The 20,223-nt window shown below is 63.8% G+C and carries 23 protein-coding genes; 18 read left to right on the forward strand and 5 right to left on the reverse strand.

Translation table 11 applies throughout. The features are described 5' to 3' along the window. Positions 1-7: 7 nt before the first annotated feature. Positions 8-916, forward strand: coding sequence for an SDR family oxidoreductase (locus NX775_RS00070; RefSeq protein WP_258834121.1), 909 nt, complete (start codon positions 8-10; stop codon positions 914-916). A gap of 19 nt (positions 917-935) precedes the next feature. Here NX775_RS00070 and NX775_RS00075 read toward each other — a convergent pair whose 3' ends face one another. Genes NX775_RS00075 through ygfZ form a run of 3 tightly spaced genes read right to left on the reverse strand, consistent with a single transcriptional unit; the run spans position 936 to position 3,063 of the window. Continuing rightward, positions 936-1,697, reverse strand: coding sequence for an NRDE family protein (locus NX775_RS00075; protein ID WP_258834122.1), 762 nt, complete (start codon positions 1,695-1,697; stop codon positions 936-938). After that, positions 1,688-1,993 carry a DUF4936 family protein gene (locus tag NX775_RS00080; protein WP_258834123.1) on the reverse strand — a complete coding sequence of 102 codons (306 nt, stop codon included), beginning with the start codon at positions 1,991-1,993 and terminating at the stop codon, positions 1,688-1,690. The genes NX775_RS00075 and NX775_RS00080 overlap by 10 nt, the downstream gene beginning before the upstream one ends. Positions 1,994-1,995: 2 nt before the next feature. Next, positions 1,996-3,063 carry a CAF17-like 4Fe-4S cluster assembly/insertion protein YgfZ gene (ygfZ, locus tag NX775_RS00085; RefSeq protein ID WP_258834124.1) on the reverse strand — a complete coding sequence of 356 codons (1,068 nt, stop codon included), beginning with the start codon at positions 3,061-3,063 and terminating at the stop codon, positions 1,996-1,998. A 112-nt stretch (positions 3,064-3,175) separates the two neighbouring features. On the opposite strand from ygfZ, the gene mltG reads away from it, so the two are divergent. The 13 genes from mltG to NX775_RS00150 all read left to right on the forward strand — a co-directional run bounded on the left by mltG (position 3,176) and on the right by NX775_RS00150 (position 12,704). After that, complete coding sequence (gene mltG / locus NX775_RS00090; RefSeq protein ID WP_258834125.1) at positions 3,176-4,177, forward strand: endolytic transglycosylase MltG; 1,002 nt, start codon at positions 3,176-3,178, stop codon at positions 4,175-4,177. Positions 4,178-4,191: 14 nt separating this feature from the next. Beyond that, a complete protein-coding gene (gene tmk, locus NX775_RS00095; RefSeq protein ID WP_258834126.1) occupies positions 4,192-4,800 on the forward strand; it encodes a dTMP kinase in 609 nt (202 codons plus the stop codon). 2 nt (positions 4,801-4,802) lie between these two features. Further along, positions 4,803-5,819: a DNA polymerase III subunit delta' gene (locus NX775_RS00100; protein WP_258835082.1), complete on the forward strand. Its 1,017-nt coding sequence runs from the start codon at positions 4,803-4,805 to the stop codon at positions 5,817-5,819. Positions 5,820-5,829: 10 nt separating this feature from the next. Beyond that, positions 5,830-6,207 (forward strand): PilZ domain-containing protein, encoded by a 378-nt coding sequence (locus NX775_RS00105; RefSeq protein ID WP_183552247.1) that lies wholly within the window; start codon positions 5,830-5,832, stop codon positions 6,205-6,207. 35 nt (positions 6,208-6,242) lie between these two features. Continuing rightward, positions 6,243-6,761, forward strand: coding sequence for a GNAT family N-acetyltransferase (locus tag NX775_RS00110; RefSeq protein WP_258834127.1), 519 nt, complete (start codon positions 6,243-6,245; stop codon positions 6,759-6,761). A 52-nt stretch (positions 6,762-6,813) separates the two neighbouring features. Beyond that, the gene (locus NX775_RS00115; protein WP_258834128.1) at positions 6,814-7,596 is read left to right on the forward strand and encodes a TatD family hydrolase; all 783 of its coding nucleotides are present in this window, start codon (positions 6,814-6,816) and stop codon (positions 7,594-7,596) included. 3 nt (positions 7,597-7,599) lie between these two features. After that, positions 7,600-8,268, forward strand: coding sequence for an ankyrin repeat domain-containing protein (locus NX775_RS00120; RefSeq protein ID WP_258834129.1), 669 nt, complete (start codon positions 7,600-7,602; stop codon positions 8,266-8,268). Positions 8,269-8,392: 124 nt separating this feature from the next. Next, positions 8,393-9,307, forward strand: a complete 915-nt coding sequence (locus tag NX775_RS00125) for a class I SAM-dependent methyltransferase (RefSeq protein WP_258834130.1) — start codon at positions 8,393-8,395, stop codon at positions 9,305-9,307. Between the two features lie 334 nt (positions 9,308-9,641). Beyond that, positions 9,642-9,842 carry a hypothetical protein gene (locus NX775_RS00130; protein ID WP_258834131.1) on the forward strand — a complete coding sequence of 67 codons (201 nt, stop codon included), beginning with the start codon at positions 9,642-9,644 and terminating at the stop codon, positions 9,840-9,842. 113 nt (positions 9,843-9,955) lie between these two features. After that, a complete protein-coding gene (locus NX775_RS00135; protein ID WP_258834132.1) occupies positions 9,956-10,183 on the forward strand; it encodes a DUF6139 family protein in 228 nt (75 codons plus the stop codon). A 189-nt stretch (positions 10,184-10,372) separates the two neighbouring features. Continuing rightward, positions 10,373-11,272 carry a lipid A hydroxylase LpxO gene (lpxO, locus tag NX775_RS00140; RefSeq protein WP_183552261.1) on the forward strand — a complete coding sequence of 300 codons (900 nt, stop codon included), beginning with the start codon at positions 10,373-10,375 and terminating at the stop codon, positions 11,270-11,272. Positions 11,273-11,386: 114 nt separating this feature from the next. Next, the gene (gene wrbA / locus NX775_RS00145) at positions 11,387-11,986 is read left to right on the forward strand and encodes an NAD(P)H:quinone oxidoreductase (protein ID WP_258834133.1); all 600 of its coding nucleotides are present in this window, start codon (positions 11,387-11,389) and stop codon (positions 11,984-11,986) included. A 19-nt stretch (positions 11,987-12,005) separates the two neighbouring features. Further along, complete coding sequence (locus NX775_RS00150) at positions 12,006-12,704, forward strand: glutathione S-transferase N-terminal domain-containing protein (protein WP_258834134.1); 699 nt, start codon at positions 12,006-12,008, stop codon at positions 12,702-12,704. A 19-nt stretch (positions 12,705-12,723) separates the two neighbouring features. On the opposite strand, the gene NX775_RS00155 is transcribed toward NX775_RS00150, so the two are convergent. Next, positions 12,724-13,458: an SDR family oxidoreductase gene (locus NX775_RS00155; protein ID WP_258834135.1), complete on the reverse strand. Its 735-nt coding sequence runs from the start codon at positions 13,456-13,458 to the stop codon at positions 12,724-12,726. Positions 13,459-13,616: 158 nt separating this feature from the next. Further along, positions 13,617-15,587, reverse strand: a complete 1,971-nt coding sequence (locus NX775_RS00160; RefSeq protein WP_258834136.1) for a peptidase U32 family protein — start codon at positions 15,585-15,587, stop codon at positions 13,617-13,619. A gap of 164 nt (positions 15,588-15,751) precedes the next feature. Here NX775_RS00160 and NX775_RS00165 point away from each other — a divergent pair, with 164 nt between their 5' ends. The 4 genes from NX775_RS00165 (at position 15,752) to NX775_RS00180 (ending at position 20,212) form a co-directional block, all read left to right on the forward strand. After that, positions 15,752-16,855 (forward strand): LacI family DNA-binding transcriptional regulator, encoded by a 1,104-nt coding sequence (locus NX775_RS00165; protein ID WP_258834137.1) that lies wholly within the window; start codon positions 15,752-15,754, stop codon positions 16,853-16,855. A gap of 398 nt (positions 16,856-17,253) precedes the next feature. After that, positions 17,254-18,474, forward strand: coding sequence for a fumarylacetoacetate hydrolase family protein (locus tag NX775_RS00170; protein ID WP_258834138.1), 1,221 nt, complete (start codon positions 17,254-17,256; stop codon positions 18,472-18,474). Positions 18,475-18,539: 65 nt separating this feature from the next. Then, on the forward strand, positions 18,540-19,343 hold the full coding sequence (xylB, locus tag NX775_RS00175) for a D-xylose 1-dehydrogenase (protein ID WP_307732080.1): 804 nt from the start codon (positions 18,540-18,542) through the stop codon (positions 19,341-19,343). Further along, positions 19,340-20,212, forward strand: coding sequence for an SMP-30/gluconolactonase/LRE family protein (locus tag NX775_RS00180; RefSeq protein ID WP_258834139.1), 873 nt, complete (start codon positions 19,340-19,342; stop codon positions 20,210-20,212). Before xylB ends, NX775_RS00180 begins: the two co-directional genes overlap by 4 nt. Positions 20,213-20,223: the final 11 nt, after the last annotated feature.

A 20,223-nucleotide genomic window follows, 5' to 3' on the forward strand; every position in this document is an offset into this window, starting at 1 on the left:
CAAGACGATGGATGATTTCAAAGGCAAGGTCGCGGTCATCACGGGCGCGGCCAGTGGCATGGGCCGCGAGTTCGCCACGGTGGCCGCCAGCCTGGGCATGAAGCTGGTGCTGGGCGACGTGCAGCGCAAGCCGCTCGAGAAAGCTGCCGAGGAATTGATGGACGGCGGCGCCGAGGTCATTGCGATGGTGTGCGATGTGCGCAAGAGCGCGCACGTGCAGGAGCTGGCCGATTCGGCGATGGCGCGCTTCGGCGCGGTGCACCTGGTGTTCAACAATGCGGGCGTTGGCGCTGGTGGCCTGATCTGGGAAAATTCGAAGGAAGACTGGGAGTGGGTGCTGGGCGTGAACCTGTACGGCGTCGTCAACGGCGTGCGCGCGTTCATCCCCGTGATGCTCGAATGCGCGGCCAAGGATCCTGCGTACCGGGGCTATGTCGTCAACACCGCGTCGATGGCGGGCCTGATCAATTCACCGGCACTGGGCTTGTACAACGTGTCCAAGCATGCGGTGGTGGCGCTGACCGAAACGCTGTATCACGACCTCAAACTGGTCGATGCGCCGATCGGCACGTCGGTGCTGTGCCCGTACTTCATCCCGACGCAGATCGCGCAGTCGCACCGCCACCGGCCGGATGAACTGCGCACCGACGAGATCATGACGGCGAGCCAGATGGCGGCGCAGGCGCTGACCGAAAAAGCTGTCGGGTCGGGGAAGGTGTCCGCGGCGCAGGTCGCGCAACTGACGTTCGATGCCATCCGCGCCGAGCGCTTCTATGTGTTCTCGCATCCGCAGGCGCTGGGCACCGTGGCCGAGCATGCCGATGCGCTGGTACATGGCCGTCAGCCGCCCGATCCGTATGCGGCCACGCCGCACCTGCGGGATATCCTGAAAGTGGGGCTCAAGGGGCGGCGCTGAGCGGCCGCTCTTTGCCGCATCAAGCCGCAGCTTGCTCGCCCGGCACCACGACGCGCTCGTGCAGGTCGGGCGCGCCATTCAGGTACAGCTTGACCACCGTCGACGTGCGCGTGCCGTATTCCTCGGACTCGATGCAGACCGACGACAGCATCCGCTCCATCTCGAGCGGCACGCCCGTTTCCGGCAGGCGCAAGTCCGGTGCGCGCGTCGTGTCGGCCAGCATTTCAAAGTACGCATCTTCCGGCGCGCCCTGGCACAAGAGGCTCGCGAACTGCGCTTTCGTGCGCAGTACTTTCGGCCACGGCGCATCGAGCAGACCGTTCGAGATGCCGTAGATCCGGCCGCGCTCGAGCGGCTGGCCGTTACGTGGGTCAGACTGCCCGCGGTTCGAGTACCAGTACAGCGTCTCGCCGTCGCCCAGTACCAGGTTGTAGCCATTGTAGTGGTCCGGCTGAGCCGCGAGCTGCGCGACGTAGGCGCCCGCATCGAGGTCACCGGCCAGGTAGTCGGCCACCAGCGCGCCGCGTGTCGGCGCATCGGGCTGACGTTCTCCCGGGCTGCGGATATTGGTCAGTGCGGCAAAGCGCGGGCCGTTCGGGCCCGTGAGTGACACGCCCATCCAGCTGCCGCCGCCTTGCAGATCGCGTCCGGCGATCACGTGCGGATGCTCGGGCCAGGGCGCCGCGGGCAGGGCCGGGCGGTCATAGAATTCATCGCGGTTGGCGGCGGCAATCACGGGCACGCCAGGGACGACGTGCCATGCAAAGACGATCAGGCACATGGCGGCAACTCCGTAAAGACTTCGACACGGCGCGGGCCGGCCAGCAGGGATTCGAATCCGGCTTCGTCGACGGCGCGCGCGAGCGCGGCGTCAAAGCCGGCGGGGACGGACGGGTAGACTTCCATCCAGGTTTGCAGGCCATCCTGGTTGCCGGGCCGGCGCTTGAGCTGTACGCTCACGCCTTCGCTGGCGACGAGGGCCGCCTGCATCGCGCGCACCAGCGGAGCCAGTTGCGCGGTGTCGGCGTCGCGCACCTTGTAATACACGTACAGGTCGGAGACGGACAAATCGGCCATCGTCAGTCGTCGATCGCGTCGAGGCTGTACGGCATCGGCAGAAAACTCACGCGTGCGCCGGTGGCCGAGCCCAGGCGCACTTCTTCCGTCAGCTGCGCCAGTTTGATTTCGACCAGCGCGTCGGCGCCACCGATGCCGTTGGGTGCGGCATTCACAACCATGCCGCATGGCTGGCTCGGGTCGAGGGGCGAAAAGACTTCATTGCCGGCGCGTGCACCCGCGTCGTCGATACGGGCCAGCGTCGCGCGGCGCTTGATTTTGCCGAGGTACTTGGTGCGTGCGACGATTTCCTGGCCCGGATAGCAGCCTTTCTTGAAATTGACGCCGCCGAGCAGCTCGAGATTGATCATCTGCGGGACGAACTGTTCCTGCGTGGCCGGGCCCACCTGCGGCTCGGCCGCGTGGATCGTTGCCAGTTGCCAGGCCTGGTCGCCGCCGACGGCGAGCTGCGTGCCCAGTGCGGACAGCGCAGCGCTGGCCGTCTCGGCCGACGTGAGCCACAGGTAGCGCGGCGCGCCGAGCGCATCGTTCAGGCGCAGCACGGTGCCGAACGCACCATCCGTCTTGGTCATCGGCGTGGCCGGCAGCGTTGGCACGATCTGGCCGAGCGCCGCTTGCGCACGGGCGCCGCCCAGACCGAGCACCGTGGCGAATGGCGCCACATCGGTTGCATCGACGAGTTTGGCCTTGGAGCGCATGACGAACATCGACAGCCGTTTCTGCAGCGGCGCCTGGATGGCACGCGGCAGTTGCAGGTACACGGCATCATTGTTGCGCCACATCAGGAAGGTCGCCTGCAGGCGGCCCTTCGGCGTGCAAAAGCCCGCGAAGCGCACGTCCGTCGCCGTCAGGTGCTCGACGTCGTTGGTCAGTTGCGTGTGCAGGAATTTCGCAGCGTCGTCACCGCTCACGGCGATCAGGCCCTGGTCGCGTACCGTCGCGATGAAGCCGGCGGTCACATCGTCGAGCGTGAGCTGCGGGCCTGTGTCGATGGGCTGTGCGGCGACCGCGAGCTGGTCGTGACCGGATGCTGGCGAAGGCGTGTTCTGGATGTCTGTCTGGGTCGTCATCAAAATCCGCTTATATTTAGGCAATTAGGCTTTATCATTACGGCCTCATTATAGAGTTGTGTGGAAAATCGCGCCGGGCGCGGTCCATTTCGCACGTTGACCGCGCAAAGACATGGCACTGATAAAAAAATTACTCGTTACCGGCGTCATCGTTTCTGTCGCCGCCGCCAGCGGCTTTGCCTGGTGGACCAAGCAGGCCTTGCCCGTCCCCGGCGCGCCCATTGAATTTTCGATCAACCCCGGCAGCGGCGTGGCCGCCAGCGCGCAGCAGATGGCCGCCGCCGGCGTGCCCGTCAACCCGACGCTGTTCGTGCTGCTGGCGCGCTTGACGGGCGACGCGGGCCGCATCAAGGCCGGCAGTTATGAGCTCAAGCCGAACACGTCGCCACGCGGCCTGTTGTCGCAACTGGTGCGCGGCGAGTTCGCGCAAGAAGCGGTGACGATCATCGAAGGCTGGAGCTTCAAGCAGATGCGCCAGGCGATCAGCAGCCACACGCGCCTGAAGCACGATACCGTCAAGCTGACCGACGCCGAACTGATGGCGAAGATCTCGACCGAGTACAAGGATCCGGAAGGCCTGTTCTTCCCCGATACCTACCTGTTCGCGAAGGGCTCGTCCGAGATCGAGATCTACCGCCGCGCGCACCAGGCCATGCTGGCCCACCTGAACGAAGCCTGGGAAAAGCGCAACAAGGAACTGCCGTACAAGACGCCGTACGAAGCGTTGATCATGGCCTCGATCGTCGAGAAGGAAACCGGGCAAAAAAGTGAACGCACGATGATCGCCGGCGTGTTCGTCAACCGCCTGCGCACCGGCATGCTGCTGCAGACCGATCCGACCGTCATCTACGGCATGGGCGACGCGTTCGTCGGCAAGATCGCCAAGAAGGATCTGCTGACCGACACGCCGTACAATACCTATACGCGCGGCGGCTTGCCGCCCACGCCGATCTCGCTGCCCGGTCTGCAATCGCTGCAGGCCGCGCTCGCGCCGGCCGACACACCGGCGCTGTATTTCGTCTCGCGCGGCGACGGCACCAGCCAGTTCTCCAGCAATCTGCCGGACCATAACCGCGCCGTGAATCGCTACCAGCGCGGGATCACCACCCAATGACAGAAGGTTGTTCCATGCAGGGCAAGTTCATCACGTTCGAAGGCATCGACGGCGCCGGAAAATCGACCCATATCGGTTTCGTCACCGATTTTCTCGCGAAGCACGGCAAGACCGTGGTCGCTTCGCGCGAGCCGGGCGGCACGCCGCTGGGCGAAAAGCTGCGCGACGTGCTGCTGCACGAAACCATGCATCTGGAGACCGAGGCGCTGCTGATGTTCGCCAGCCGCCGCGAGCATATCGCGCAGGTGATCGCGCCAAGTCTGGCGATGGGCCACTGGGTGCTGTCGGACCGGTTTACCGATGCCAGTTTTGCGTACCAGAGCGGTGGCCGTGGCCTGTCGCGCGAGAAGATGGAAGCGCTCGAGGCGTGGGTGCATCCAGCGCTGCAGCCTGACCTGACGCTGCTGTTCGACGTGCCGCTCGAGGTGGCGCGCGAACGGCTTGCGGCCTCGCGCACGCTCGACAAGTTCGAGCGCGAGCAGGCCGAGTTCTTTGCCCGGTGCCGCGCCGAGTACCTGCGCCGCGCGGCGCAGTTCCCGCAGCGCTTCGCGGTCGTCGATTCGACGCGCAGCATCGAGGCGATCCAGCGCGAACTCGCGGCTGTTCTGGAGCGCCTGCTGTGACGATGTATCCGTGGCAGCGCGCGGCCTGGACGCAATTGCAGGCGCTGCGCGCGCGGATGCCGCACGCGATCCTGTTCCACGGCCCGGCCGGCACCGGCAAGGCTGACTTCATCGAAGCGTTTGCCCAGGCGCTGCTGTGCGAGAACGCCCGGCCTGACGGCCAGGCGTGCGGTGTCTGCGCATCGTGCGGCTGGTTCGCCCAGCACAACCATCCCGATTACCGCCGCGTGCGGCCCGAAGCACTCGAAGACGAGCCGGGCGCGGGCGACGAGGAAGGCGACGGCGACCGTAAATCGAAGTCGACCAAGGCGCCGTCGAAAGAAATCAAGATCGAGCAGATCCGGGCCCTGGCCGATTTCATGAACATCACGACGCACCGCCAGGGCTTGCGCGTCGTGGTGCTGTATCCGGCCGAGGCGCTGAATACACCGGCGTCGAACGCGCTGCTCAAGACACTGGAAGAACCGCCACCGGGCACCGTGTTCCTGCTGTCGTCCAATAGCCTGGACCGGCTGCTGCCGACGATCCTGTCGCGCTGCCGCAAGTTCGCACTGCCGATGCCGTCGCACGACGACGCGCTGGCGTGGCTCAACGCGCAGAGCGTGCCGGATGCCGACAGCTGGCTGCGCGAGCAGGGCGGGGCGCCGCTGGCGGCGCTGGCCGCGTCGGCGCACGGCAGCCGTGAAGAACTTGACGTGCTGCTCGCGTTTCTGGCGCGACCGGCGCCGGATGCGGCGCTGCGGGCGGCTGACAAGCTGGCCAAGGCCGAGCTGCCGGCATTGGTGGCGTGGACCCAGCGCTGGCTGTACGATGTATTCTCGTACAAATTGTCGGGCAAGATCCGCTACTACCCGCGCTATCAGAAAGAGCTGGCGGCGCTGGCCGGCAGGGCGCAGACGAACAACCTGCTGCGCGCGATCAAGGCCATGAACGAACGGCGCGGGGTGGCCGATCATCCGCTGTCGGCAAAATTATTTGTCGAGGACATGCTGCTTGAGTACACTGGCTGCTGTACATGAGAGGATCACGATGAGCGCCAATCCGCCAGATGCAACCGCAGCCCAGGCCCCGCGGCCGTCCGTGCTGTCGCTGGCGATCAAGGAGAAAGCGGCGCTCTATGCGGCCTACATGCCGTTCCTGCGCAATGGCGGCATGTTCGTCCCGACCAGCAAGCCGTACCAGATCGGCGACGAGATCTATCTGATCCTGGCGCTGATGGACGATCCGAACAAATACCCGATTGCCGGCACCGTTGCCTGGATCACGCCGGCGGGCGCCAACAACAACAAGGCGCAAGGCATCGGCGTGCATTTCCCGGCCGACGAATCGGGCCAGCGCGCCCGCCAGCGCATCGAAGAAATCCTCGGCGCCGCGCTGCGCTCTTCGCGCGCTACCCATACTTTGTAACTAACCAAATTCTGTAACTAACCCATTCCTGCTGCATGCCTTCCTACGTCCATCGCCTGGCACGACGCGACGACCTGCCGGTCATCGTCGATATCTATAATTCCACCATCGCCTCGCGCGACGTGACGGCCGATACCGAGCCGGTGTCGGTGCAGTCACGCGAAGCCTGGTTCAACGAGCACACGCCCGACCGGCGCCCACTGTGGGTGATCCACGATGCGCTCGATACGAGCGAACAGCCGGCGGTCATTGGCTGGCTGTCGTACTCGAACTTCTACGGCCGGCCGGCGTATTCGGGCACGGCCGAAGTCTCGATCTATATCGCCGAAAGCGCCCGTGGCCGGGGCCTCGGGCGCTACTGCCTGGAGCTGGCAATCGCGTTCGCGCCCGAGGTCAAGGTGCACACGCTGCTGGGCTTCATCTTCGGCCACAATGCGCCGAGCCTGGCGCTGTTTGGTAAATACGGCTTCGAGACCTGGGCCAACTTCCCGCGCGTGGCGAACCTCGATGGCATCGAGCGCGATCTGATCATTCTGGGCAAGCGCGTGGCTTGACCACGACCGTGGCGCCCGTGCTGCGGCCGGGCGCCTCGCGTACAATGGCGGGATGTTTATCGATTCCCACTGCCACATCAATTTTCCGGAACTGGCCGCCCGCATGCCCGAGGTGCTGGCCAAGATGGCCGAGAACCAGGTCACGCATGCCCTGTGTGTGTCGGTCGACCTGCCGGACTTTCCGCAAGTGCTCGCGCTGGCCGAGCAGTATCCCCATATCTTCGCCTCAGTCGGCGTGCATCCCGACTACGAGGACACGCCTGAGCCGACCGTGCAGCAGCTGGTCGACCTGGCGGACCATCCGAAGATCGTCGCCATCGGCGAGACGGGTCTGGATTACTACCGCCTCAAGGGCGATCTCGACTGGCAGCGCGAGCGCTTTCGCGTACACATCCGCGCTTCGCGTGAAACGCGCAAACCGCTGATCATCCATACGCGCGCCGCCAGCGAAGACACGATCCGCCTGATGAAGGAAGAGGGCGCCGGCACCGACGCCGGTGGCGTGGCGGGCGTGATGCATTGCTTTACCGAGTCGCTCGAGGTGGCGCAGGCTGCCATGGAGCAGGGCTTCTATATCTCGTTCTCGGGGATTGTCACCTTCAAGAGCGCCAAGGATCTGCAGGCGGTCGCGCTGGCGGTGCCGCTTGAGCGCATGCTGATCGAGACCGATTCGCCGTATCTGGCGCCGGTGCCCTTCCGTGGCCGCATGAATGAGCCAGGGTATGTGGCGCACGTGGCCGAGTACATCGCCACGCTCAAGGGCGTATCGCTGCGCGATGTCGCGGCGCAGACGAGCGAGAACTTCTTCAACCTGTTCCAGACAGCCAGGAGCTGACGCATGCGGATTGTTCGTTCGATGGCGCGCGTGTGCGCGGCCGGTTTGCTGAGCGTGGTGGCCGTCGGTGCCATCGCTGCCCAGGCGCCTACTGAAAAGCAGGTGTCGTCGTTCTTCCGCGCCGTGCAGATGGACGATGCGAGTACCGTGCGCAAGATGGTCGGGACGATCGTCAACGCCAACGAACTCAATCCGCTGGGCGGCGAGCCAGCATTGGTGCTGGCGATCCGCGAAGGCTCGGCGGCGGTCGTGCAGGATCTGCTGGCGCATCCAGGCACCGACCTGGAACGCAAGGCAGTCAACGGCAACACGGCGCTGATGATGGCAGCGTTCAAACGCGATGGCGACACGGTGCGCGCGCTGCTGGATAAGGGTGCCAAGGTCAACCAGCCCGGCTGGACCGCGCTGCATTACGCAGCCGCCAGCGGTGACGCAGCGATCGCGCAACTGCTGATCGAGCGTGGAGCGAAGCTCGATGCACTGTCGCCACGCCCGTCCGGCGCCGTGACGCCGTTGATGATGGCCGCGCGCGAGGGGCAGGACGGGATCGTGCGCCTGTTGTTGGCCAAGGGCGCGAATGCGGGCCTGAAGAACACCGAAGGCTTCACCGCCGCCCAGCTGGCAAAGCAGGCCGGGCACGACAAAGTGGCCGGGCTGTTGTCCGGCCGCTGACGGGCGGCAAACTGCGTCGAGATTGAATTGGGCGTTATTTGCCCCTCACCTCGACAGATTGCGTGCAGGAAATAGTATCCATAATAGTCCTACGGTCCCACTACACAGGACGACGAGGATAATCATGCTGAACGAACGCGAAATCGAAAGCTGCTACCTGGGGCAGTTCATTCCAGTCCACTACCATCACAATATGCTGATGGACCAGAACCGGATGCACAGCTTCAAGTCCGCCATCCACTACTCGGTTTTCCCCGGCGCCAAGGTGCTGGAACTGGGCGGCGGCACGGGCGTGCTGTCGTTCTTCGCGGCGCAGAAAGCGTCGAAAGTCTATTGCGTCGAATACAACCCGGACATGGTGCGTGAAGCCCGCCGCTTCCTGGCCATGAACCCGAACGGCCACAAGGTCGAAGTCGTCCACGCCGACGCATTCGACTACCTGCCACCGGAACCGGTCGATGTCGTCATCTGCGAAATGATCCACGTGGGCATGCTGCGTGAAAAACAGGTCGAAGTGATCGAGTCATTCAAGCGCCGTTACCTGGCAAAATTCGGCGGCCCGCTGCCGCTGTTCATGCCAGAAGCCGTCATCATGGCCGTCCAGCCGCTCCAGCAGGAATACGACTTCGATGGCTTCTACGCTCCGATCGTCCAGTTCCAGGAAACGGGCGTCGTCCAGCCCGGCACCATCGAGCTGTCGCAGCCCGCCGTCTACAGCATCATCGACTTCGGCCAACCGGTCGACAGCCTGATCGCCTGGGAAGGCTCGGTCCTGATCGAACAGTCCGGCACCCTGAACGCCATGCGCTTCGTGACGAAAAACGTCCTGGCCATCGTGCAGGAACAAGCCACCACGATCGACTGGCTGAACCACTACATGACGCTGCCGCTCTACACGCCTATCACCGTCAAAGCCGGCGACCTGCTGCGCCTGTCCTTCGCCTACCGCGCCGGCGGCTCCATCCCGTCCCTGCAAGCCTCGATCCAGGCCGACGTCATCACGCAGACCGTCACCGAACAAATCCCCGAATACGCCTAACCCCAACTAGTAACCCCAACTAGGGTCAGTGTCGAATTGTTTGACAACTTCAGTAAATCAGTTGCTCAATAATTCGACTCTGACCCCAATTGATGGGTCATTGCTCGATGGATAAATAGGGTCAGTGTCGAATTGTTTGCCAACTGCAGAAAATCAGTTGCTCAATAATTCGACACTGACCCTAATTGTTTGGATTGAGCCATGTGGCTATTGCTTGCGCCGTTTATCGGGATTGGCGACCGTTCGTGGTGGGAAAATGACCATGCGTCGGATGGGGATGGCCTTCTGAATATGCTGGCGGGTACAGTGCCTTCATGTTCAACGTGGAGGCAATATGCTGAGTTTTCTGGTGTGGGTGCTGCTGTTGATGGTGTGCTGGCCGATTGCGTTGCTGGCGCTGCTGGTTTATCCCGTTGTATGGCTGTTGCTCCTGCCGTTCAGGTTGCTGGGGATCGGTGTTGATGCGGTGTTCAGTCTGCTCAAGGGCATTGTCATGCTGCCGGCGCGGGTGTTGGGGCAGCGGTCGGGTCACTGATAACGTTATGGCATGACTGAGTGTTGGGCAATTAACAGACGCTTCGCGCGCGATCTTCTACTGTGAAGATGCTCGCTTTCATCCGAAAGCAAACATTAAATAGAGGAAATAATATGCGCCTGGATATCTACCGCCGAGCTGAACATGATGGCAAGTTTTCGTACCTGGCCGTGCCGGAATCGAAAAGCATTCCTGAAGAAGCCACCAACACCGATTGGGAAGTCCAAGCCCAGGGTTACAAGGTGGAAGACAATGCCGATGCCATCAAGGATTTCGACATTGAACACCTGAGCGACCAGATCGCCGAAAAAGGGTATGCGATCACCTCGGTGACGCACTAAGATTTTCCCGGCGGGCCGTCAGGTCCACCAACGTTCCTTCATCGGCAAGCGCGCAATTCGCCTCTTGCCGATGCGCCGGCATCTCTCTCTGAGAACCTGGCCCGCCCGCAACGGCCCCATAGCCGTTGTGGTATTCTGCGTCCTCGATCAAGCAAGCCAGCCACGCGATGCGCTGGGACGGAGGATGGTATGAAGTGGGTTGTTGTCGGTTTTTACGTGTTATCGATCCTGCACATCCATTTCCGCGGTCGCGTCCGTCTACCGTTTCGTCGCCAGATTTTTGATCACTCGTCGTTCATGGCGCCGATCAATATCTTCATGCACAAGTTCTCGCGCGTACCCAATACGCCGTTCACGCCGCTCTCCGAATTCCCCGAACTGGCTCGCCTGCAAGAAAACTGGCCGATCATCCGCGCCGAAGCCGAGAGCATGCTCGCGCTCAAGAAGATCAAGGCTGCCGAGCAGAATGACGATGCCGGTTTTAACTCGTTCTTCAAGAATGGCTGGAAGCGTTTCTACCTGAAATGGTACGACGCCAGCCACCCGTCGGCCGAGCGCCTGTGCCCGCAGACCTATGCATTGTTGCAGTCGATCCCATCGGTGAAGGCCGCGATGTTCGCCGAGCTGCCACCCGGCGGCAAGCTGAATCCCCACCGCGATCCGTTCGCCGGCTCCATGCGCTACCACCTGGGCCTGGCCACACCAAACGATGACCGCTGCTTCATTGAAGTCGATGGCGAGCGCCATAGCTGGCGCGATGGCCAGGGCGTCGTGTTCGACGAAACCTATATCCACTGGGCTATCAACGGCAGCGACAGCGACCGCATCATTCTGTTCTGCGACGTCGAGCGTCCGATGCGCTATCGCTGGATGCAAAGCGTGAACCGCTGGCTCGGCCGTAACCTGATGACCGCTGCCGCATCGCCTAACGAAACGGGCGACCAGGTCGGCCTGGTCAGCAAGCTGTTCCGCATTTCCTTCTACATGGGCCAGTACCGCCGCCGCTTCAAGGCGTGGAACAAGACCGCGTACAACATCACGCGCGTGGCCCTGGTCGTCGCACTGGCCGCATTCATTTACTGGATCTGACGTACGCCAACCGCGCTGATAAATCAGACGACACGACAAGCCATTGTAGCGAAACCGGTATATTTACCGATCTCGCTACAATGGCTTTTCTGTTTTCACCTATCGGAGAAGTCCATGGCAAAAGTACTGGTTCTGTATTACTCGACCTACGGTCACATTGAAACGATGGCCAACGCAGTGGCCGAAGGCGCGCGCGGCGCTGGTGCAACGGTCGACGTGAAACGCGTCCCCGAAACCGTCCCCGAAGACATCGCCAAGAACGGCCACTTCAAACTGGAGCAGGCTGCGCCCATTGCGAAAGTGGATGAGCTGGAGCACTACGACGCGATCGTCATCGGCGCGCCGACGCGCTACGGCCGCATGCCTAGCCAGATGGCGGCCTTCCTCGACCAGACCGGCGGCCTGTGGGCGCGCGGCGCCCTGAACGGTAAAGTGGGCGGCGCCTTCACCTCGACCGCTACCCAGCACGGCGGCCAGGAAACCACACTGTTTTCGATCATCACGAATCTGATGAATCTTGGTCTGACCATCGTCGGCCTGCCATACAGCTACCAGCAGCAGATGACGCTCGACGAAGTCGCCGGCGGCAGCCCATACGGCGCGACGACGATTGCCGGCGGCAAGGGTGAACGTCAGCCGAGCGAGATCGACCTGGGCGGCGCGCGCCACCAGGGCAAGCTGATCGCCGAGACCGCCGCCAAGCTGTTCGGCTGATCGGGCGAGCGCCACTGCCATGACCGATCTCTCCGCATTCCCCATCACGAAACAATGGCCGGCGCAGCATCCGGACCGGCTGCAGTTGTATTCGATGCCGACGCCCAATGGCGTCAAGATTCCGATCATGCTGGAAGAGATCGGTCTGCCGTACGAAGTGCACAAGGTCGACTTCGCCAAGGACGACCAGCATTCGCCGGCCTTCCTGTCGCTCAATCCGAACAACAAGATCCCGGCGATCATTGACCCGGACGGTCCCGGCGGCCAGCCGCTGCCGCTGTTCGAGTCGGGCGCCATCCTGATCTACCTGGCGGACAAGACTGGCAAGCTCATGCCCCTGGACCCGACCGCGCGCTATCAGGTCATCCAGTGGGTGATGTTCCAGATCGGCAGCGTGGGGCCGATGTTTGGCCAGTTGGGCTTCTTCCACAAGTTCGCTGGCAAGGATATCGAGGACAAGCGTCCACGCGATCGCTATGTCGACGAGTCACGCCGCCTGCTGGGCGTCATCAACGGCCAACTGGCGCAGCACGCCTGGATCGCGGGCAACGACTTCACCATCGCCGATATCGCGATCCTCCCCTGGATCAATGGCCTGCTGAATTTTTACGAAGCAGGGGATCTGGTCGGCATCAAGGACTTCCCGCACGTGTCGGCCGCGCTCACGAAATTCCTTGCGCGCCCGTCCGTGCAAAAAGGGCTGAAGATCCCGGCATAATCAAGCCGGCAAATCCGCCTCAGTAAGGACTGGCCGTCGGCCGCACGATCAGCTCGCTGACATCCACGTCGGCCGGCTGATCGATCGCAAACCCGATCGCCCGCGCGATGGCCTCCGGCTTGATCGCCACCTTGCGAAACTCGCGCATCGCCTCGCGCGCAGCAGGATCCGAGATCGACTCGGCCAAGTCCGACTCCACGACGCCAGGCGACACCAGCGTCACGCGGATCGCGCCGCCGACCTCTTGCCGCAAACCCTCGGTGATGGCCGCCACGGCAAACTTGGTGGCGCAATACACCGCCGCTGTCGGGCTCACCGCATACGCGCCGATCGACGCGATATTGATGATCTGACCGCTGCTACGCGCCTGCATGCCGGGCAGCACGGCGGCAATCCCGTGCAGCACGCCGCGGATGTTCACGTCAATCATCTGGTTCCACTCGTCGATCTTCAATGCGTCGAGCTTCGACAATGGCATGACGCCCGCATTATTGATGAGGACATCGATTCGGCCATGGCAGTCGAGCGCGAAGTCGGCGAACGCTGTCATGCTCTCCATGCTGGTGACGTCGAGCCTGGCGACGTCGGCAATGCCGCCGGCCGCGCGGATGGCGCTTGCCAGCGTTACCAGTTGTTCGACGCGCCGCGCGCCGAGGATGACGCGGTGGCCCTGCGCGGCAAGAAAACGTGCGGTGGCTTCACCGATACCGCTGCTGGCGCCCGTGATGAGGATGACTTTCGATGCGTGTTCCATGCTGTGCTCCCTGGTGTGTTGACAGTAGCGCAAGTATGGGCATCGGGCGTGGCGTTGCCCATGCCGAAACCTCGGCATCGATTGCACGATCCTCCGGAAATGAATAACCGCGCCCGCAGGCGCCGTTTGATTGGCAACAATAAGCCGGCAGCAGCCGGTCAGGCCCGCGGCCGCTGGCGATGGAACGTCAACGGCGTGTACGACACGGCCGATGGTGGCGGCTGCTTCAGGATGTTCGAGCGCATCGCACCCACCACGTGCATCTCGCACGGTTTGCAATCAAAGCGCAGTGTGTAGCGGTCTTCTCCGCTGACCAGCGTCATCGGCTCGGCCTTCACCTGGCCCTGCACGCCTTGCACGCCCTTGGCTTGTTTCGGGCACAGATTGAACGAGAAGCGCAGGCAGTGCTTGGTGATCATCAAGGAGACTTCGCCGGCTTCTTCATGCGACTCGTACGCGGCGTCGATCAGCTGCACGCCATGCTTCTGGTAGAACGCGCGTGCCTTGTCGTTGTAGACATTGGCCAGGTAGCTCAGCTGCACATCCGGATACACCGGCGGCGGCGTGGTCGCCGACTTGCGCTCGGGCCGCTGCCAGGCCGCCAGGCGCGCCGCTTCGTGCGCCGCAATGGCGTCGCGCCGCAGCGCATTGATCGCCGCGCTCGGCACGAACCACGGCTGGCTCAGCTTGAGCTCGACATGGCCCGCTTCGAACATAGTGTTGCCGAGTTTGGCAACGCTGGCGCGCAATCCCGCATCGGCCTGCGCGGCCTGCGTCGCCGGCTGCAGGGCAATTGCCGCCGCTGCATGCGACGCGATGCCGTCCTCGTCGATGATGTCCAGGCGCAGTCCATCCGGCTGTTCGCTGAGCACCAGTTCCAGCGCTACCTTGCGCTCGGATGATTTCTTGTTGAGCGTTGCTTCCCAACCGTGATCGCGGTTGCGGTGGATGACGGTGCCGACCTTCAAGCCCGCCAGCGTCTGCATCGGTTCGTTCGGATAGACACGCCAGCGCTGGCCATCGGGCTCGTCGCCCAGCTTGTCGGCCTTGTTGGCCTGGATGCCGACCGTGTCGCGCTTGTACATATAGTTCAAGCCGTCGCCGTTGGCCATTGGCGCGCTAGTGACGACATCGAAGCTGTCGCCGTTCAGGCGCGCCACGATGCCCAGTTCCACGCCCACGTACTTCGGTGAATCGAACGCGCCGATATCGGTCAGGCGGCCCTGCGCGAAATACTCGGTATGGCCGCGGTGGAAGTTCTTGTCGACGTCCGGCGTGAACATCACGCGCGTGCGGCCGCTCGAGGCGCGCACGAATTCCGGCCGCTGGTCCAGCAGTTCGTCGAGCAGCAGACGGTAGTGGGCCGTGATGTTTTTCACGTAACCCATGTCCTTGTAGCGGCCTTCGATCTTGAACGAACGGATGCCGGCATCGACCAGTGCGCCCAGGTTGCGGCTCTGATCGTTGTCTTTCATCGACAACAGGTGCTTGTCGAACGCAACCACGCGGCCCTGGCCATCGCTCAGCGTGTAGGGCAGGCGGCAATTTTGCGAGCAGTCGCCACGATTGGCCGAGCGGCCATTGTCAGCATGCGAGATATAGCACTGGCCCGAATACGCCACGCACAGCGCGCCGTGCACGAAGTATTCGAGCGGCGTGTCGGTCACCTGATGGATCTTGCGGATCTGCTCGACCGTCAGTTCGCGCGCCAGCACCAGTTGCGAAAAACCGACGTCGGCGAGGAATTTCGCTTTCTCTGGCCCACGAATGTCGCACTGGGTACTGGCATGCAGCTGGATCGGCGGCAGGTCGAGCTCGAGCAAGCCCATGTCCTGGATGATCAGCGCATCGACGCCGGCCTCATACAGCAGCCAGATCTGCTTGCGCGCCAGCTCGAGTTCGCTGTCGTGCATGATGGTGTTCATCGTCACGAAGATGCGCGCACGGTAGGCGTGCGCGAACTGCACGAGCCCGGCGATGTCTTCGAGCGGGTTGCTGGCATTGTGCCGCGCCCCGAATGCCGGGCCGCCGATATAGACGGCATCGGCGCCGTGCAGGATCGCCTCGCGCCCGATCTCGGCGGTTTTGGCGGGCGAGAGCAGTTCAAGCTCGTGGGCTAGCAATGACATGGGGAATCCTTCGATGCGAAGACCGGGATTATAGCCAGTCGGCGCGCTGCCGTCATGTGCCGCGACGTTGCAGCGCCCGCCGAAGCTGGAGGATGTTAGCGCAATCCCAAGCGTTGCTGTGCTAACATCAAGCCCATTTCCCTGGCCTTGAAAACAATCCCGACATGAGTAAAGTGACGCTCGACAGCATCCGTGAAGCGATGGAACACGGCAAGCCAACGATGGTGGACGTCGCCAAGCTGGCCGGCGTCTCCGCCATGACGGTCTCGCGCGTCATGAACGGGAAAACCCTGGTGCGTGAAAGCACAAGGCGCAAGGTCGCCGATGCGGTCGCAGCTCTGAACTATACGCCGAACCAGGAAGCGCGCAATCTGGCCGGTTCCAAGCCCATCCGCGTCGGTTTCTTGTACAGCAACCCGAGTGCTGCCTACCTGAGCGAATTTCTCGTCGGCCTGCTGAACCAGTCGGGCCTGAACAATGTCCAACTCTTCGTCGAGAAGTGCGAGGCGGGCAACCACGAAACCGAACACACGCAGCGCCTGATCGACAATGGCCTCGATGGCGTCATCTTGCCACCGCCGCTGTGCGACAGCGAAGCCGTGCTGGGGTGCGTGGAACGCGCCGGCATTCCCGCTGTCGTCGTCGCGTGCGGTTCGCCCGCACCGGGCCTGGGGGCAGTGAGCATCGACGACTACGATGCCGCCCACTACATGACGCGCCACCTGATCGCCCTGGGTCACCAGCGCATCGGCTTCATCGTCGGCCACCCGAACCAGAGCGCCAGCGCGCGCCGTCTCGACGGCTACCGCGCCGCGATCACCGAAATGAACGCCGACGCATCCGACGAACTGGTGGTGCAGGGGATGTTTACCTACCGCTCGGGCCTGGACGCGGCCGAGCAGTTGCTCGCGCTTGCCGAGCGGCCGACGGCGATCTTTGCCAGCAACGACGATATGGCTGCCGCCACGGTCGCCGTCGCCCACCGCCTGGCGCTGGATGTGCCGGGCGATCTCACGGTCACGGGCTTCGACGATACCGCGCTGGCCACCACCATCTGGCCCGAGCTGACGACCGTGCGCCAGCCGATTGCCGAGATGGCGCGCGAAGCGGTGCAGGCGCTCGTGCGGCGCGTGCGCGCAATGCGCGAAGAAGAACCGGCCGAGCCAGAGCAGACGCGCATGGACTTTGTCCTGGTGCGGCGCCAGTCTGACGCCGCGCCACGCGTGCGCCCGCCGGCGCGCTTGCCTGCAGCAGCGCGGAGCCTCTGACAAAGGTACCGTCCCGGCCTCAGAAGGGGCAGGGACCATCTCCTGGCGTGTCTGCAAACGCCGCATTCTTTGCCGTTCCCGCTCCCCTGCAAGCATTCCAATAATTCGTTGACAACCGTCCGAACAGAAGTTTAGACTGCAATGGTTGCGCTAACAATTCTGTTAAAGGATTGTTGTGACGCACATTAAAATAATCAAAAAGCATCAGGAGACGACCATGCAAGACCCGCACACCCGGCTGCCCGCCGGCGTGGCTGCAGCCACGCTGCGCCGCGCGCCTTCCCGTCACACCTCCTGAGTACCGGTTTGTCCCGGCTGCCCGCGCCACGCTGCTTTGCATCCGTCTTCGCAGCCGTCTGCGCGCCCGCCAGGACCCGTCACCACGAACGAGAGAAAACATGACCGCATCTTCCGTCAATGCGCTGCCCGGCACGCTACCCGACGCGCTACCCGCTGACATCGCGTCGGCCCTGCTGGTTGGCCGTGTCTGGCGCCCGGCCCCGATCGACGGCCCGGCAGTCGTCGCCGTGCGCGCCGGCCGCATCATCGACATCACCCACCACGCAGCCACCGTCGCCGACCTGTTCGAGCGCGATGCCGCCGACATGCTGGCGATCGTCAAGAGCGCCGAAGGGGACGACCTGGGCGACGCTGCCAGCCTGCTGCAAGCCGCGCTGGACGGCGGTCTAAGCGAGGGCGGCGTTCAGCTGCTCGCGCCGTGTGACCTGCAGGCCATCAAGGCCGCCGGCGTGACGTTTGCTGTCAGCCTGCTCGAACGCGTCATCGAAGAACAGGCCAAGGGCGATCCTGCCCGCGCCTCTGCATTGCGCACGGAACTGCAGGCGACCATCGGCACCAACCTGGCCGAGATGGTGCCGGGTTCCAGCGCCGCGATGCGTCTGAAAACGGAGCTGAGCGCGCGCGGCCTGTGGTCGCAATACATGGAAGTGGGCATCGGCCCCGACGCCGAAGTCTTCACCAAATCGCAGCCGATGTCGTCGCTGGGCCATGGCGCCGTCGTCGGCCTGCACCCGTCGTCGCACTGGAACAACCCGGAACCCGAAATCGTGCTGGCCGTAAACAGCCGCGCCGAGATCGTCGGTGCCGCACTGGGCAACGACGTCAACCTGCGCGACATCGAAGGGCGCAGCGCGCTCCTGCTTGGCAAGGCCAAGGACAACAACGGCTCGTGCGCCATCGGCCCGTTCGTGCGCATTTTTGATGGCGACTTCACGCTCGACACGCTGCGCAGCTGCGAAGTGAGCATGCTGATCGAAGGCGCGGACGACGGCTTCACGCTGGCCGGTTCGAGCCGCATGCGCGAGATCAGCCGCGACCCGCTCGACCTCGTGGCCCAGACCTGCGGTGCGCATCACCAGTACCCGGACGGCTTCATGCTGTTTTTGGGGACGATGTTCTCGCCGATCAAGGACCGCGGCGCCGCCGGTGGCGGCTTCACGCACCACCCGGGCGACAAGGTCACCATCTCGACCCCGGCGCTGGGCGCCCTGGTCAACACGGTCGGCCGCAGCGACACCATTGCGCCATGGACCTTCGGTGTGCGCGCGCTGTACCAGAACCTGGCGCGGCGCGAACTGCTGGCAGGCCGTCCAGCATGACCCCTCCTGACGGCGCGCCCCACGTTTCGCTTTCCGATCCGCTTCAAGATAACCGCGAGTTCACGATGCACGATTCAACACCAGATTCCACCCCCGCCGCACTGGTCTACGCGACCTATCCCGACCTGCGCGACAAGCGCGTCGTCATCACCGGTGGCGGCACCGGCATCGGCAGCGAACTGGTGACGGCGTTTACCGGCCAGGGCGCGCAGGTCTGGTTCCTCGACATCGCCAAAGAAGCCTCGACTGCGCTGGCCGACTCGCTGGCCGGTTCCGCGCACAAACCGCGCTTCCTGCCGTGCGACCTGACCGACCTCGATGCGCTGGCCGCGACCTTTGCCGCCATCGAAGCCCAAGCCGGTGGTATCGACATCCTGCTCAATAACGCCGCCAACGACGACCGCCACGGCATCGACGACGTCACGCCCGACTACTGGGAAAGCCGGATGGCAGTCAATCTGCGCCATACGTATTTCTGCAGCCAGGCAGCAGTGGCGATGATGCGCCGCCAGGGCAGCGGCGTGATCCTCAATTTCGGCTCCATTTCCTGGTACCTGGCGTCGAACCAGCTGTCGCTGTACATGATGGCCAAGGCGGCGATCGAGGCGATGAGCCGCGGCCTGGCGCGCGACCTTGGCGCCGAGAACATCCGCGTCAATACCGTCATCCCGGGCGCCGTGCGCACGCCGCGCCAGCAGGCGCTGTGGCACACGCCAGAAGAAGAAGCACGCATCCTGGCTGGCCAGTGCCTGCCGCAGCGCGTCGAGATGCAGGACGTGGCGGCGCTGTCGCTGTTCCTGGCCTCGAACAACGCGCGCCGCTGCAGCGGCCGCGAATATTTCGTCGACGCTGGCTGGTACGGCGCATGAGCGGCGCCGTGCACTGCCTGTGGGACGTCAAGGCCACGCTGGGCGAGGGCGCCTTGTGGGATGCGGTCCGGCGCAAGATCTGGTTCGTCGACATCAAGGGCCGTCGCATCCACTGCTGCGATGAAGACGGCGGCGCGCGCCAGAGCTGGGATGCGCCGTCGCAGATCGGCTTTCTCGCGCCGAGCGACGATGGCGGCATGGTGTGCGGGCTCGAAGATGGCCTGTACCGCTTCGCCGAGAACGATGGCGCGTTCATCGCGCTGGCCCGCGTCGAAGCCGACCTGCCGGGCAACCGCTTCAACGACGGGCACGTCGATGCAGCCGGGCGCCTGTGGTTTGGCTCGATGGACAATGGCGAGAGCGAGGCCACCGGCAAGCTGTACCGCTTCGACGGCGCCGGCCAGCCGGCACGCGCGATGGACGCCGGCTACATCATCACCAACGGTCCGGCCATCAGCCCGGACGCGACCACGCTGTACCACACCGACACGCTGGCGCGCACGATCCACGCCTTCGACCTGGGCCCGGACGGCGCGATCCATGGCAAGCGCCTGTTCGTCACGCACGAAGGCAGCGGCCATCCGGACGGCATGGCAGTCGACGCCGAAGGTTACCTGTGGGTCGCCGTCTTCGGCGGCTGGCGCATCGACCGCTACGATCCCCAAGGACGCAAGGTCGATGAGGTGCGCTTCCCATGCGCGAACATCACCAAGCCGGCCTTCGGCGGCGACGATCTGCGCACCGTGTATGCCACCACCGCGCGCAAAGGTTTGAGCGAGGCCGATCGGCTGGCGCAGCCGCTGGCCGGTGGCCTGTTCACGTTCCGCGCCGAGACGCCGGGCCTGCCGCAACATGCGTTGCACCTGTAACGCGCACTGGA

The sequence above is a fragment of the Massilia aurea genome (genome assembly GCF_024753205.1).
GTDB classification, from domain to species: domain Bacteria; phylum Pseudomonadota; class Gammaproteobacteria; order Burkholderiales; family Burkholderiaceae_D; genus Telluria; species Telluria aurea.

What these genes read in the sequence shown, in the direction of transcription:
- NX775_RS00070 (WP_258834121.1), top strand. Translation starts at nt 8, where the DNA reads ATGGATGATTTCAAAGGCAAGGTCGCGGTCATCACGGGCGCGGCCAGT.
- NX775_RS00075 (WP_258834122.1), bottom strand. Translation starts at nt 1,697, where the DNA reads ATGTGCCTGATCGTCTTTGCATGGCACGTCGTCCCTGGCGTGCCCGTG.
- NX775_RS00080 (WP_258834123.1), bottom strand. Translation starts at nt 1,993, where the DNA reads ATGGCCGATTTGTCCGTCTCCGACCTGTACGTGTATTACAAGGTGCGC.
- ygfZ (WP_258834124.1), bottom strand. Translation starts at nt 3,063, where the DNA reads ATGACGACCCAGACAGACATCCAGAACACGCCTTCGCCAGCATCCGGT.
- mltG (WP_258834125.1), top strand. Translation starts at nt 3,176, where the DNA reads ATGGCACTGATAAAAAAATTACTCGTTACCGGCGTCATCGTTTCTGTC.
- tmk (WP_258834126.1), top strand. Translation starts at nt 4,192, where the DNA reads ATGCAGGGCAAGTTCATCACGTTCGAAGGCATCGACGGCGCCGGAAAA.
- NX775_RS00100 (WP_258835082.1), top strand. Translation starts at nt 4,803, where the DNA reads ATGTATCCGTGGCAGCGCGCGGCCTGGACGCAATTGCAGGCGCTGCGC.
- NX775_RS00105 (WP_183552247.1), top strand. Translation starts at nt 5,830, where the DNA reads ATGAGCGCCAATCCGCCAGATGCAACCGCAGCCCAGGCCCCGCGGCCG.
- NX775_RS00110 (WP_258834127.1), top strand. Translation starts at nt 6,243, where the DNA reads ATGCCTTCCTACGTCCATCGCCTGGCACGACGCGACGACCTGCCGGTC.
- NX775_RS00115 (WP_258834128.1), top strand. Translation starts at nt 6,814, where the DNA reads ATGTTTATCGATTCCCACTGCCACATCAATTTTCCGGAACTGGCCGCC.
- NX775_RS00120 (WP_258834129.1), top strand. Translation starts at nt 7,600, where the DNA reads ATGCGGATTGTTCGTTCGATGGCGCGCGTGTGCGCGGCCGGTTTGCTG.
- NX775_RS00125 (WP_258834130.1), top strand. Translation starts at nt 8,393, where the DNA reads ATGCTGAACGAACGCGAAATCGAAAGCTGCTACCTGGGGCAGTTCATT.
- NX775_RS00130 (WP_258834131.1), top strand. Translation starts at nt 9,642, where the DNA reads ATGCTGAGTTTTCTGGTGTGGGTGCTGCTGTTGATGGTGTGCTGGCCG.
- NX775_RS00135 (WP_258834132.1), top strand. Translation starts at nt 9,956, where the DNA reads ATGCGCCTGGATATCTACCGCCGAGCTGAACATGATGGCAAGTTTTCG.
- lpxO (WP_183552261.1), top strand. Translation starts at nt 10,373, where the DNA reads ATGAAGTGGGTTGTTGTCGGTTTTTACGTGTTATCGATCCTGCACATC.
- wrbA (WP_258834133.1), top strand. Translation starts at nt 11,387, where the DNA reads ATGGCAAAAGTACTGGTTCTGTATTACTCGACCTACGGTCACATTGAA.
- NX775_RS00150 (WP_258834134.1), top strand. Translation starts at nt 12,006, where the DNA reads ATGACCGATCTCTCCGCATTCCCCATCACGAAACAATGGCCGGCGCAG.
- NX775_RS00155 (WP_258834135.1), bottom strand. Translation starts at nt 13,458, where the DNA reads ATGGAACACGCATCGAAAGTCATCCTCATCACGGGCGCCAGCAGCGGT.
- NX775_RS00160 (WP_258834136.1), bottom strand. Translation starts at nt 15,587, where the DNA reads ATGTCATTGCTAGCCCACGAGCTTGAACTGCTCTCGCCCGCCAAAACC.
- NX775_RS00165 (WP_258834137.1), top strand. Translation starts at nt 15,752, where the DNA reads ATGAGTAAAGTGACGCTCGACAGCATCCGTGAAGCGATGGAACACGGC.
- NX775_RS00170 (WP_258834138.1), top strand. Translation starts at nt 17,254, where the DNA reads ATGACCGCATCTTCCGTCAATGCGCTGCCCGGCACGCTACCCGACGCG.
- xylB (WP_307732080.1), top strand. Translation starts at nt 18,540, where the DNA reads ATGCACGATTCAACACCAGATTCCACCCCCGCCGCACTGGTCTACGCG.
- NX775_RS00180 (WP_258834139.1), top strand. Translation starts at nt 19,340, where the DNA reads ATGAGCGGCGCCGTGCACTGCCTGTGGGACGTCAAGGCCACGCTGGGC.